10 protein-coding genes and 2 pseudogenes are annotated in these 13,661 nt (G+C 44.1%); 7 read left to right on the forward strand and 5 right to left on the reverse strand.

All coding sequences use genetic code 11. From position 1 onward, the window contains the following. Positions 1-52: 52 nt before the first annotated feature. The 4 genes from ACK28X_RS00720 to ACK28X_RS00735 all read left to right on the forward strand — a co-directional run bounded on the left by ACK28X_RS00720 (position 53) and on the right by ACK28X_RS00735 (position 6,318). Complete coding sequence (locus ACK28X_RS00720) at positions 53-1,339, forward strand: TolC family outer membrane protein (protein WP_412057795.1); 1,287 nt, start codon at positions 53-55, stop codon at positions 1,337-1,339. 420 nt (positions 1,340-1,759) lie between these two features. Continuing rightward, the gene (locus ACK28X_RS00725) at positions 1,760-2,374 is read left to right on the forward strand and encodes a DUF2497 domain-containing protein (RefSeq protein ID WP_412057796.1); all 615 of its coding nucleotides are present in this window, start codon (positions 1,760-1,762) and stop codon (positions 2,372-2,374) included. Between the two features lie 147 nt (positions 2,375-2,521). Further along, complete coding sequence (locus ACK28X_RS00730; protein ID WP_412057797.1) at positions 2,522-5,245, forward strand: valine--tRNA ligase; 2,724 nt, start codon at positions 2,522-2,524, stop codon at positions 5,243-5,245. Positions 5,246-5,577: 332 nt separating this feature from the next. Continuing rightward, complete coding sequence (locus ACK28X_RS00735; protein ID WP_412058252.1) at positions 5,578-6,318, forward strand: tetratricopeptide repeat protein; 741 nt, start codon at positions 5,578-5,580, stop codon at positions 6,316-6,318. A 66-nt stretch (positions 6,319-6,384) separates the two neighbouring features. Here the strand turns inward: ACK28X_RS00735 and ACK28X_RS00740 are convergent, their stop codons facing one another. The 5 genes and pseudogenes from ACK28X_RS00740 to xth all read right to left on the reverse strand — a co-directional run bounded on the left by ACK28X_RS00740 (position 6,385) and on the right by xth (position 10,176). After that, entirely contained in the window at positions 6,385-7,131 is a 747-nt protein-coding gene (locus tag ACK28X_RS00740; RefSeq protein ID WP_412057798.1) for an amino acid ABC transporter ATP-binding protein, read from the reverse strand. A gap of 11 nt (positions 7,132-7,142) precedes the next feature. Next, positions 7,143-7,786: pseudogene (locus ACK28X_RS00745) on the reverse strand (amino acid ABC transporter permease). 2 nt (positions 7,787-7,788) lie between these two features. Continuing rightward, positions 7,789-8,541, reverse strand: coding sequence for an amino acid ABC transporter permease (locus ACK28X_RS00750; protein WP_412057799.1), 753 nt, complete (start codon positions 8,539-8,541; stop codon positions 7,789-7,791). A gap of 140 nt (positions 8,542-8,681) precedes the next feature. Beyond that, positions 8,682-9,274 (reverse strand): annotated as a pseudogene (locus ACK28X_RS00755) (hypothetical protein). Between the two features lie 119 nt (positions 9,275-9,393). Continuing rightward, positions 9,394-10,176 (reverse strand): exodeoxyribonuclease III, encoded by a 783-nt coding sequence (gene xth / locus ACK28X_RS00760; protein WP_412057800.1) that lies wholly within the window; start codon positions 10,174-10,176, stop codon positions 9,394-9,396. A 509-nt stretch (positions 10,177-10,685) separates the two neighbouring features. Between xth and rpsL the strand changes: the two genes are divergently transcribed. The 3 genes from rpsL to fusA are packed head-to-tail and all read left to right on the forward strand — an operon-like array spanning position 10,686 to position 13,656. Then, the gene (rpsL, locus tag ACK28X_RS00765) at positions 10,686-11,057 is read left to right on the forward strand and encodes a 30S ribosomal protein S12 (RefSeq protein ID WP_006471111.1); all 372 of its coding nucleotides are present in this window, start codon (positions 10,686-10,688) and stop codon (positions 11,055-11,057) included. A gap of 17 nt (positions 11,058-11,074) precedes the next feature. Then, positions 11,075-11,545: a 30S ribosomal protein S7 gene (rpsG, locus tag ACK28X_RS00770; RefSeq protein ID WP_412057801.1), complete on the forward strand. Its 471-nt coding sequence runs from the start codon at positions 11,075-11,077 to the stop codon at positions 11,543-11,545. Positions 11,546-11,571: 26 nt separating this feature from the next. After that, positions 11,572-13,656: an elongation factor G gene (gene fusA, locus ACK28X_RS00775; protein ID WP_412057802.1), complete on the forward strand. Its 2,085-nt coding sequence runs from the start codon at positions 11,572-11,574 to the stop codon at positions 13,654-13,656. Positions 13,657-13,661 lie beyond the last annotated feature (5 nt).

Raw genomic sequence — 13,661 nt, forward strand, 5'->3', positions numbered from 1 at the left:
TGAATCTGCATAGAATAATATTTAAGAAGCTAGGATTGGTGGGCGTTGCGCTATGAGAAAATTGATATATGCAATTTTGGCGTTTTTTTGGGTGGGGTGGCCATTGTGCTTTGCTCATGCAGAGACTTTGACCCAAGCATTAACGCAAGCATATATTCGTAATTATACAATCAATAGCACCCGCGCTTCAGTTGTGATGGCTGATGATGATATTACAATTGCGCGGTCTGCTTACTTTCCTCAAGTGAGCGTGAGCGCGACGTATGGGGGTAAAAAAACGCCCTTTGCGCCTGATGATTATGCTGTTGCTGGTTCGGTGGGTATTAAACTTGATCAAAAAATATTCGATGGTTTTAGTAGTCAAAATATAGTTGCTGCGGCTTCAGTAAGCGCGCAAGCCCAGAGAGAATTTTTACGTAATACAGAGCAGGATATTTTTGTGGCGGCCGCAACGGCCTATGCTGATGTCTACCAATACCGTAAAATTGCCGCTCTGCGGCAAGAAAATTTGCGCGCTTTAGATGAGCAGGTTCGCTCTTACAAAGCCAAAATTTCTGTGGGCGAAGGAACGCAAACAGATCTTGCTCAGGCGGAGGCCGCCCGCGCTATTGCACTTTCCGAGCTTAGTCTTGCAAGGGCCGATGTACAAACAGCGGAGGCTGTTTATCAACGGATTATTGGTGTTGAGCCTGATGTTCTTGACAAACCTTTACCTGCTGCGGGATTACCTGAAACCTTAGATGCTAGTTACCGTGAAGCAATGGTAGCGCATCCAGCCATTCTTTATAGCCGTTATTTGGTAGAGGCGAGCTCTCATAGCGTTAAAGCCCAAGAAGGAGCTATGCTACCGCAGATCGGTCTTTCGGCAAGCACTTCTTATGACCGTATTTATCAAGGACAGGCTAAAGAAGGTCAGACGACCTCTATTGGGGTGGTTCTACAAATGCCCCTTTTCCAAGGTGGGCGTACAACAGCACAGGTTCATAAGGCGAAAGAAAAAGCTGGACAAGCACAAATCCAATATGATTCATCTGTAGCGGAAGTTCGACAAGCTTTGACTTCTTCTTGGGCTCAGCTAGTTGGTGCACGCACCGCCGTAACGGCTTATCGCGATAGCGTACGGGCTGCGGAGATCGCTTTAAACGGGCGATTGCAGGAAGACCGCGTGGGGCAGGCTACAACGCTTGATGTTTTGAATGCACGTAGCCAATTGATTGCTGCGAAAATTGGTCTTATTCGCGCTGAGCGAGGAGTTATAGTAGCCAGTTATAATGTGAGGTCTGCTTTAGGACGAATGACGGCTGATCAATTAGGGATCTCTCTTCCCATAACAAAATAGCTTGGCGGCCGCTGGGCTCCCTATATAATCAGCTTGGTATCATAATTTTGGCGAGCTTATTGGGCATGAAGGCGGGTGCTTGGCATTTTTTGATATTCTATAGTTTACCGTTGAGCGATATTGGATGTTTATGAGATCCTTCTACAATTAGCGAGGGAGGATTATACAGGTCACGATTCAATGGCTCTATAGATGGAATATTGGGGATATTGCGTTTTTTGGCTTCTTTCTTGTAGGTTTTCTGGTAATCTAGACCTATTATGCTATATTAACGAAAGGGGTTCCGTAGGTAGAAATAACTTAATCTGTATAACTGCCTAACGGATAAATAATATAGGATCAGTAGGTTTTATGATAACCTGTCCATGGATTCGAATGATGTTTTTGCTTGGGTTGTAACAATTAGATAAGAGGGTATAAATGGCACAGGGTTCCAGCGCACTACGTGAGCCAAGCATGGATGAGATTCTTACCTCTATTCGTGAAATCATTGAAGAAAACACGGTTCAAGCTGCTCAGCTTTCGCAACAATCTTCAGAAATGGAAGGCTTAGATCGTACAGCTAATATGATTGATGGTTTAAATAACCTGCCGTCTGAGGATGACGAGTATGGTAATTTATCTGTGGATGAAGCGATGCGGACTTTGGCAGCGCGGATAGGTCTTTCAATGGAGGAAAACCGCTCTGATGTTTTACCAACGTTAGCAGAAGAAGCTAGTGTAGCAGAGGCGGTGTCTTCTGCCCCTGTTGTAGAGTTTCCAGAAATAACAGAGCAAAACATGCCGGTTCGTGATGCGGCTGATCATAATGCTCGGGATGCAAGCGCTTTGCATGAAAAGCCAGCCCCTAGCGCCGACAGACAGGACGCTATAAGGAAAGAGGATGTAGCTTTAAACTTGATTCCTGAGGCTGAGGAAATCGCTGAAACTATGTTGCGTCCGGTTTTAAGTGCTTGGCTGCAACAGCATCTGCCTGATTTGGCTGAAAAAATTCTGCGTGAGGAGATTACTAAAATTATTGCTGCATTGCGTTAGGGAATGCAAAAACAGGAAAGTAGCATGTGGATATCCACTTTACGGCGGTTTAATTTAGGGCTAGAGCTTGAGGGTTGCTGTGTGACTTAGCGTTTAAATCTGATGGGGAGGCGTGCTAAACTTTTTAGGGATACAAGGCTGAAGGAAATGCTGGATAAAATTTATGACACCGCTGTGATTGAATCGCGGATTGCCAAACAATGGGAAGTAAACGAGGCTTTTAAGGCCGGCGCCGGCGCAAGCATAGATGCAGAATCTTTTGTCCTTATGATGCCTCCCCCGAATGTGACGGGCTCTTTGCATATAGGTCACGCTCTTACTTTCACCCTGCAAGATATTTTAGTGCGTTATCATCGCATGTGCGGTAAAAATGTTTTGATGCAACCTGGTATGGATCATGCTGGTATTGCAACTCAAATGGTAGTTGAAAAATCTTTGGCGATGCGGGGCGAGCCTTCGCGGCAGGAACTAGGGCGTAAGGAATTTGTTAGCCGCGTATGGCAATGGCGCGAGGAGTCGGGTGGAGCGATTGTTCATCAATTGAAACGGTTAGGTGTATCATGTGATTGGTCGCGTATGCGTTTTACTATGGATGAGGGTTTATCGCAGGCGGTTTTGGAGGTATTTGTCACCCTTTATAAGCAGGGGTTAATCTATAAAGACAAGCGGCTTGTAAATTGGGACAGCAAGTTACAAACAGTTATTTCTGATTTAGAAGTAGAGCAAAAGGAGGTTAAAGGCCATTTATGGCATTTTCGTTATCCTTTAGCGGGCAAGACATTCGACCCTGCTGATGAGAGCACTTTTATCATTGTTGCAACCACGCGTCCTGAAACCTTGCTGGGCGATACAGCGCTTGCTGTTCACCCTGACGATCCTCGTTACAAAGATAAAATTGGTACCTATGCTATTTTACCCCTAGTGGGACGAAAGTTACCGATTGTTGCTGATACTTATGCTGATCCTGAGATAGGTAGCGGCGTTGTAAAGATAACCCCCGCGCATGATTTTAATGATTTTGAGGTAGGGCGTCGTCATCAATTGCCTGCGATTACTGTTTTGGATTTAATGCGACGTATTCGTTTGCGCGATAATGGTAATTTTTTTGCGGGGATAGATGAGAGTGATGCTTTATCAAAGTTGGTGCAAGAGCTTGATGGCTTAGATTCTATGGCAGCACGCGAAGTGATTATCGCCCGTATAGAGGCTGCGGGACATTTGGCTGCTTGCATTGAACACCCCCATATGGTTCCTCATAGTGAGCGCAGCGGAGTTGTTTTAGAACCACTTTTGACCGATCAATGGTATGTAAATGCTGCTGAATTGGCTAAGCCTGCTATGGAAGCTGTGAGAGCAGGGAAAACAAAGTTTATTCCTGCCCAGTGGGAAAAAACTTACTTTGACTGGATGGAAAACATTCAGCCTTGGTGTATATCGCGGCAATTATGGTGGGGGCACCAAATTCCTGCTTGGTATGGGCCGGATGGAAAAATTTTTGTTGAAAAAACCCAGGAGGAGGCGTGTACCGCTGCACTTACTTATTATGGAAAGCCAGTGCCCTTGAAGCGCGATGAAGATGTATTGGACACTTGGTTTTCTTCTGCTTTGTGGCCGTTTTCAACTTTAGGCTGGCCAGAAAAGGCACCGGAATTGGCTTCATATTATCCCAGTCATACGCTTGTAACAGGGTTTGATATCTTGTTTTTCTGGGTAGCACGGATGATGATGATGGGGCTACATTTTATGGGCGATGTACCTTTTAGGACAGTGCATCTGAATGCTTTAGTGCGCGATAAATACGGCGCGAAAATGTCTAAATCCAAAGGCAATACGATTGATCCATTGCAGTTAATGGATGTCTATGGAGTAGATGCTTTGCGCTTTACAATTGCTAGCATGGCAGCTCAAGGGCGTGATATCAAATTGGATCCTGAGCGCGTTGCTGGTTATCGCAATTTTGCTACTAAATTATGGAACGCAACTCGTTTTGCTGAGATGAATGGCGCTACGCATAGCGTTGACTTTTTTCCTCAAACAAGTTGCCTTACCTTGAATCGCTGGATTCTGACTGAGCTTGCTAAGACAGTCTCTGCTGTGGAGAAGGGAATTGAACAGTATAAATTTAGCGAGGCGGCTACAGCTCTTTATCGCTTTGTGTGGAATTATTTTTGTGATTGGTATTTGGAGCTTGCTAAACCAATTTTTCAAGGTGAGGATATAGGTGCCAAACAAGAAACCCAAGCTTGTGTTGCTTGGGTTTTGGATACAATTTATAAGCTTCTCCACCCCTTTATGCCTTATATAACTGAGGAATTATGGGCGCATACCGTAGGGGAAAATAACGCCCGCTCTGCTTTATTGATTTTGACTCCCTGGCCAAAAGAAGATTTTAATGACCCTGAGGCGGCAGCAGAGATCAATTGGCTGATTACGCTTGTGACGGGTATCCGCTCTTTGCGGGCAGAAATGAATGTGCCTGCTGGTGCTTATGCATCCTTGGTTATTGTCGAGGCGGGAGAGATAACAAAAGCTAGGACTGAGCGTCACTTAACGGCTATTAAGAAGCTCGCTCGGGCGGAAAGCGTGATTTATGGTGAAACTGCTCCCGCCGCTTGCGCGCAATTATTGCTAGATGAAGCAAATTTTTGTTTACCGCTTGGCGATTTAATAAATTTTGATACGGAACGTGCTCGTTTAAATAAGGACAAAACTAAGATTGACCAAGAGCGTGCAAAAATTAATGTAAAATTGAACAATCCCAAGTTTGTGGAAAATGCTCGCCCTGATGTAGTGGCAGCAGAACGCGATCGTTTGATTGAGCTTGAAGCGGCTCACGAGAAGATTATGCGTGCGCTTGACCGGATTGGGTAGGGGGAAGGAGTCGACGCTTGCAAGAAGCGTATATAGCAAAGGGCAGGCCGTGGCCAAAGCCTATATTTTATGCTTTAGTTCATTTTATTGCTATAGGTTGCCGTTTGTTATGAACGCTATGTCGCATTGATACCACAAAAGGTGGCTATGTAAGAATGTTGATTCTTTGAATCTATGAATGGTATTTTATGAATATGAATATGAAGCGATTAGCGCCCTGTCAACTGGTTTGCGATCGACATAGGACTACAAGGCTTTTTTCTTTTAATGTTGTTGCCCGCAAGGGTGTATCTGCTTTGGGGACTATTTTTTTATATCATTGCAAAGCTTCTATGGTGCTTGGGGTTGTTATCTCTTTTCTTTGGGCTGGGGATTATGGCTGGTCAGCAGTGGATGAAACCCCCTTTCAAATTTTTCGTGAAGGTGTTTTAGCCTATAAAAGCGGCCATAAGGATGTAGCACTAAAAGCCTTACGAGATGCTTCTGATTTGGGTCATATTGGGGCGAGTTGGAAGCTTGGCCATATGTATGCTACGGGTGATGGCGTCCCCCAAAACGCTTACGAAGCGTATCAGTTTTTTATTCGGATTATTCGCAACGCTGTCGATCCCGATTCAGAGGATGCGAGTTATTTTTCTGATGCTTTATTTGAGGTGGCGCGGTATATGCAGAGGGGTATCCCTGACTCCCCTATAAAAGAGAATCCAGCGCGGGCTCTTAAGCTTTATTTTCAAGCGGCTATTAGCTATGGTAATTCGCGAGCGCAACGTCAGCTTGGCCTTATGCTTTTGCGGGGGGAGGGTGGAAAAAAAAATCCAACCCAAGCGGCGCGCTGGCTCCAATTGGCTGCTAAAAAGGGCGATACAGTGGCTCAAGCCATATTTGGAAATATGCTATTTCAGACAGGAAAAACTGTGCGCGGTTTAGCGTTTATGACTGCCGCTTTTGAACAAGCGGACGAGGAGGATCAAACATGGATACGTCCCCTTCAAGAACGCGCTTTCGCCATTGCCGATGAGGCTGAGCGACGCAACGCTGTTGCCCTGGTAGATAGCTACGTAAAAATGCGTTAACGTATACTGTAAGAAAGCTACGCCTTGAAATAACGATGGGCGAAGCGTTTAATTATGATGTGGTAATTAATGGCTGAGGACTTTTGAAAGAAAGTCTTGAGTGCGAGCGTTGCGTTGGCTTGTGTCACCAAAGAAGGCTTGTGAAGGGCAGTCCTCGATGATCTCGCCGCTGTCCATAAAGATAACACGGTTTGAAACTTGACGGGCGAAGCCCATTTCATGGGTGACGCAAACCATTGTTATGCCTTCTTGCGCTAAAGTTACCATAACGTCAAGCACTTCTCCTACCATTTCAGGGTCGAGCGCTGAGGTTGGTTCGTCAAACAGCATGACAACAGGATTCATGGTGAGGGCGCGAGCAATGGCTACCCGCTGCTGTTGTCCGCCAGAAAGCTGACCTGGGAATTTCTCCTTATGGTCGATAAGTCCTACACGTTCAAGGTACTTAACACCGTATTCTATAGCTTCGCTTTTTTTCCGACCTAAGACTTTGATTTGAGCAATGGTCAAATTATCTATGACTGACAGATGAGGAAAGAGCTCGAAATGTTGAAATACCATGCCTACTTTAGCGCGTAATGTGGGTAGGTTTGTTTTTTTGTCGTGGACTGGAGTGCCGTTAACCCAAATTTCTCCTTCTTGAATGGGCTCAAGAGCGTTGATTGTTTTAATCAGCGTTGACTTACCTGAGCCAGAAGGGCCACAGATAACCACTACTTCGCCTTTGTTAATTATAGCAGAGCAGTCTTTCAGAACCTGAAAACTATTATACCATTTAGAGACATTTTTCATTTCAATCATTGGGTTGAGCATGGGCTTTCCTATCAATGAATAATGGCGATTCTTTTTTGAAAATAAGCGACAATCTGCGAAAGTGTAAAGCAGATTATAAAGTAAAAGAGAGCGGCCATCAGATAGGCTTCTTGTTTGGCACCAAAGTTATTGGCGACGATATCAAAGCCTTTCAAAAGATCATTGCCGCTGATGGCATAAACAAGCGATGTATCTTGAAATAAGATGATAATTTGAGTCAATAGAGCTGGTAGCATGTTGCGAAAGGCTTGTGGTAGAATAACAATTTTCATATTTTGCCAATATGTCATACCCAGAGCTTCGCCTGCATTTTCAAAGGCCGTAAAGGTGATGAGAGCTGATTTATTAGCACCAATTGATTGACCGGTGATAAAAGGTAGAAGGACAAAGAACCATAAAATAACCATGACTAAGGGGCTGGATAGCATGGCGGTGGTATAGATAGCGGCAAAATCCATGATAATAATTTAAAGGAAGATAGCCGCATCAAGGCTAGTGCTACACCAAAGAAAAGGCCTAATAGCGTAGCTACTACAGTGAGGAGAACGCTAAAGGCGAGGCCAGAAAGAATATAGGCACGAAAAGTTTCTAAGGTAAAAAAAGAGAAATTAAAGCCTGAGAAATTGAATGTCAAATAGGGCCAAAAATTATGCATGCTTATTTTTTCTCCGTTTGAAAGCCAGGGACAGTTAGCATGGTTTCAATAAGGCGCATAATAGCAAAGACGGCCAAGGATATGAGTGTATAGAGAACAAGTACAAGGATACAATTTTCATAGACGTGACTCATTTCTCCAATGGTTTGTGATTGAAACTGCATTAATTCATGGATAGAGATAGCAAAAGCTACCGAGGAGTTTTTTACAATCCCCATGAATTCCAAGATAAGTGCTGGAAAAATGGTTTGAAATGCAGTGGCGATCAGAATATGGCCATAAGTTTGAAAGGTGGTAAAGCCCATGGCGAGAGCGGCATAGCGCTGATTAGAAGGGATAGCTTCAATTCCTGCACGCATCAATTCGGCGATTCGTGTTGAAGTGAAAAAGCCTAAAGCGCATACCACTAAAAAAATGGGCGGAAAGTGTAAGGCGGGTGGGTAGATTTTTGGCATAACAAAATGATAAAGGAAGATTTGTACTAAAAGCGGGGCATTTCGTGTGACTTCAACCCAAGCCCTTGCCATCGCCCGCACGAAGCGGTTGATAAAAAATGTGGGCGGTAATGTGTGCATAGTGCCAACCAGAATGCCTACCACAAGCGCTAAGATAAGCGATGACACTGATAAGATCACTGTATTTAAAAGTGCACTTAATAATGTATCAAGGTAGGTCTGACTCAAACCTTTCGTACCCAAACAATGATGTACGGGCGTATGCGTTAAATCATCTAAACAAAGAAAAGAAAAATTCATCTCATATTTTCCAATAAAGGGGCGTCATAAGATATGAATCCTTCATAATTGATCACATACATAGGTAGACTTATTAGCGAAAGTTTGTTGGGTTAATTTAGGGGGCTGATTTACAAGACGGGGATACAGCCCCCAAAAATTCATTTGTTTTGTATGTAATCTTTCATAGGCTTGCTGTTTGGGTGTTCTTTAGTAAATAGCGAGAGCGGCAAATTCATAATAGTATTTAAAGGCGGCGTGGGTTGCATAAACCATTTATTATAAAGTTTTTCCAAAGAGCCATCTTTAACTTGTCGTACAATGCTTCCGTCGATGGCCGCTTTGAGGTTTTGATCACCAATCCGAAGCATGCAGGCTATAGGTTCGACCGAAAGTGTAGTATCTAAGATTACATAATTTTTGAGTCTTTAAGATTTGGCGACATTGGCAGCTAAAATGGATTTATCCCTTTTGTAAAAGGGGATACGATTTTGTGATGTTATGGGTAGGTAATTGATTTTTATTGAATTATCATAGATAATTCGTTCAGCCATTTTGGTATGAAATCGTACATATTTTCCATCGCCTAAAGCGTAGCAAGGCCTGATGATTCCCCTGCCCCGGGGGTGATTTGACCCGTTTGTTTAATCTTTTTAAGTGTGTCTGATGCGTTTTGTGCATTTGCTGATCCGACCATTAAGCTGGCGGCTAAAGCAAATATAGTAGCAAAGCTACACAAAATATCTTGTTTCATTAGGTTCCTCCATTGTCGATCCATTTAGCCGTGTATGTCGCACAAACACTTGAGATATGTTGTAATTATAAGTTCTACAACCGTGCATTTGCATTTTTTACAATACGCAATACTATGATCTAATCAAGCATTAATTCAATCCATACGGGCACATGGTCAGAAGGTTTTTCCCATCCACGCAGGGATTTTTCTATACTTGCATTCTTTAAATGATTTAAAGCCTCGGGGGATAGTAGGAGATGATCGATACGTATCCCATTATTTTTAGGCCAAGCGCCTGCTTGAAAGTCCCAAAAACTATACAGTGATTCATCGCTTACACAACGTATGGCGTCATAAAGACCAAGGTTACATATTTTTTGAAAGGCTCCGCGGGTTTTAGGTACAAAGAGGGCGTCCTCACACCATTGGGCGGGTTTTTTTGCATCTTTTTCTTGGGGGATGACATTATAATCTCCGGCTAGGATCAAAGGCTCCTCATAAGAAAGGCGCTGTTTTGCGTGGTTGTAAAGTCGCTCCATCCAGCGCAATTTATAGGCATATTTAGGACCGCTTATGGGGTTGCCATTTGGCAAATAAAGCGAGGCCACACGCAAGACGCCTGTGGTAGTGGAATAGACCGTTTCTATATAGCGAGCCTGTTCATCTTCGACGTCTCCGGGCAGGCCTCGGATAACTTCGTCAGGTTTTTGTTTTGAGAGAACGGCCACGCCATTGAAGCTTTTTTGCCCGTGGGCTTCTATATGATAGCCTAAATCTTCTATGGCGTCGCGTGGAAATTTTTCATCAATGGTTTTTGTTTCCTGCAGGCAAACAATATCAGGCGTCTTTTGGGCTAGCCAAGTGATAAGAGTTTCGTGGCGAGCTTTGATGCCAGCGATATTCCATGTAGCGATTTTCATAGGGCGAGTGTAAAGGCTTTATATGATTTGACAAGATGATTCTTTAGATTAAATCGCTAGATTTCCTATTTATAGGGGCGATTCTAGCCTCTTTTGACAATGGGCTAGAGTGGTCCCTGCTATAATCTGAATATTTAGGCAAGTTTTAAGTCGTGAGAAAGCAAGGGTGCTTAACTTTTGCGTAAAACTAGGGTTTTTTCACTTCTGCCTCTTGACGTGACCTTGCTTTAGGGGTATCCAAACGACATTAGAACTCATGTGAGGTTTATAACATCCTGTCAATATATATTGGCCTAGAGTGGAATGCAGTCTCAAACAGGGTTTATTTTACGGTTTTAAAAAGCAATGCCAGGTGCAAGAAGCGTAAGCTTCCTCTGCTTTTGTAATCGAGTAACCTGCGTAATGTAGGATAACTCGGTTTTGTGCATGAATAATTGTTATTCTCACTCTGTGGGATAATGGCGAAGAGCCTTTAGGGTGAAACGAAAGATTGAAAAGAGGAAGGTTGAATGCCTACCGTAAACCAGTTGATCCGCAAACCGCGCATTGCGCCGGTTAAGCGTAATAAGGTTCCTGCTTTGCAGGCGAATCCGCAAAAACGTGGTGTTTGCACTCGTGTTTACACGACGACCCCAAAGAAACCCAACTCAGCTCTCCGTAAGGTTGCTAAAGTGCGGTTAACTAATGGTTTTGAGGTCATTGGATATATTCCTGGTGAGGGGCATAACCTTCAGGAGCACTCTGTAGTGATGATTCGGGGTGGTCGTGTAAAAGACTTGCCAGGGGTGCGTTATCACATTATTCGTGGAGTTCTTGACACGCAGGGTGTGAAGAATCGTAAACAGCGCCGCTCGAAATATGGCGCGAAACGTCCGAAATAAATTGAGAGACAAGATATATGTCCCGTCGTCATAAAGCAGAAAAGCGTGAAATTAATCCAGATCCAAAATTTGGTGATTTGGTAATTACAAAATTCATGAATGCCATCATGTTAGATGGTAAAAAGTCCGTTGCTGAGCGCATTGTTTACGGTGCCTTGGATGTGCTTAAAGAAAGAGCTAAAAATGAGCCTGTTGCTTTATTTCATCAGGCGCTGGAAAATGTAGCTCCACATGTGGAAGTGCGTTCGCGTCGTGTGGGGGGAGCCACCTATCAGGTGCCAGTTGATGTGCGTCCTGAGCGGCGTCAGGCTTTAGCGATTCGCTGGTTGATTGCGGCGGCGCGTAACCGAAATGAAACAACGATGGTTGATCGCCTTTCAGGGGAATTGATGGATGCGGCAAGTAATCGTGGTTCAGCTGTGAAAAAGCGTGAAGACACGCATCGTATGGCTGAGGCGAATCGAGCTTTCTCGCATTATCGTTGGTAATATAAATTTTGATTTAAGGCGGAAGCATGGCTCGCGAATATAAAATCGAAGACTATCGTAATTTTGGTATTATGGCGCATATTGATGCCGGTAAGACCACAATGACCGAGCGTATTTTGTTCTACACAGGTAAGAACCATAAAATCGGTGAGACCCATGATGGTGCCTCGACGATGGATTGGATGGCTCAAGAGCAAGAGCGCGGTATCACTATTACTTCCGCGGCGACTACTACCTTTTGGGAAGGGCGTGATGGGAGAAAACGTCGTTTTAATATTATTGATACGCCTGGACACGTTGATTTTACGATCGAAGTTGAGCGTTCTTTACGGGTATTAGATGGGGCGATTGCTCTTTTGGATGCTAATGCTGGTGTTGAGCCGCAAACTGAGACTGTTTGGCGTCAGGCAGAAAAGTATCATGTCCCGCGCATGGTTTTTGTCAATAAAATGGATAAAATTGGTGCTGATTTTTACCGTAGCGTAGAAATGGTTGAAAGTCGTCTTGGGGCAAAGGCTCTTGTGGTGCAGTTGCCTATTGGTGCTGAAAATGATTTTCAGGGAGTGGTCGACCTTGTTAGGATGGAGGCGCTTCTGTGGGATGGTTCGATTGGTGCACCTGCAACTATTGCTGATATTCCTGAAGATTTAAAAGAAAAGGCTGAGGAATACCGCGAGAAATTGATTGAGATGGCGGTAGAGGTTGATGAGGCTGCAACCGAAGCTTATTTAGAAGGAAATATGCCTAGCCAAGAGGAGCTTGCTGCTTTGATTCGCAAAGGCACGATTGAGGTGCAATTTCACCCAGTGCTTTGTGGAACTGCTTTTAAAAATAAGGGTGTGCAGCCGCTTTTGGATGCTGTGGTTGATTATCTTCCTTCACCAGTTGATGTGCCTGCGATTAATGGGATTGATGTCAAAACCGACCTTGAGACCACTCGTGAATCATCGGATGATGCGCCGCTTTCTATGTTGGCATTTAAGATCATGAATGATCCATTTGTCGGTTCTTTGACTTTTTGTCGAATTTATTCTGGTAAGGTGCAAAAAGGCGTTTCCTTGGAGAATACTGTGAAGGGAAAAAAAGAGCGTTTGGGACGTATGTTGCAAATGCACTCCAATTCACGGGAAGATATTGAAGAGGCTTTTGCTGGTGATATTGTTGCTCTTGCTGGTTTGAAAGAGACGACTACTGGTGATACATTATGTGACCCGTTGAAGCCTGTTATTTTGGAGCGTATGGAATTTCCTGATCCTGTGATTGAGATTGCTATTGAACCGAAAACCAAGGCTGACCAAGAAAAAATGGGGATTGCTTTAAATCGTTTGGCGGCAGAAGATCCTTCTTTTCGTGTGAAGTCTGATGAAGAATCGGGTCAAACAATTATTGCTGGTATGGGTGAGTTGCACCTTGATATTATTGTCGATCGGATGCGGCGAGAGTTTAAGGTCGAGGCTAATGTAGGTCAGCCGCAGGTTGCGTACCGAGAGACTATTACACGTCAAGCGGAAATTGATTATACTCACAAGAAGCAATCGGGTGGTTCTGGACAGTTTGCGCGGATTAAGGTTATTTTTGAGCCGCATGAAGGCGATGATTTCATTTTTGAATCGAAGATCGTTGGGGGTGCTGTGCCAAAAGAATATATCCCTGGTGTTCAAAAAGGGATTGAGAGTGTTATGGGTTCTGGTCCCTTGGCTGGTTTCCCTATGTTGGGCGTAAAGGCTACTTTGATTGATGGAGCTTATCACGATGTTGACTCATCTGTATTAGCCTTTGAAATCGCTGCTCGGGCAGCCTTTCGTGAGGGTGCGCAAAAGGCTGGTGCACAATTACTTGAGCCTATTATGAAGGTAGAAGTAGTTACACCAGAGGATTACGTGGGTGATGTTATTGGGGATCTGAATTCGCGGCGTGGGCAAATTTCTGGTACAGAAGCGCGAGGCATTGCTACAGTAGTTAATGCTATGGTGCCTTTGGCTAATATGTTCGGGTACGTGAATTCACTTCGTTCAATGAGTCAAGGTCGTGCCCAATATACGATGCAATTTGATCACTATGAGCCAGTGCCGGCGGCGGTGTCTCAGGAAATTCAGAAGAAATACGCGTAATCAGG

It is taken from the genome of Bartonella sp. DGB2, assembly GCF_046843095.1.
Classification (GTDB): Bacteria; Pseudomonadota; Alphaproteobacteria; order Rhizobiales; family Rhizobiaceae; genus Bartonella.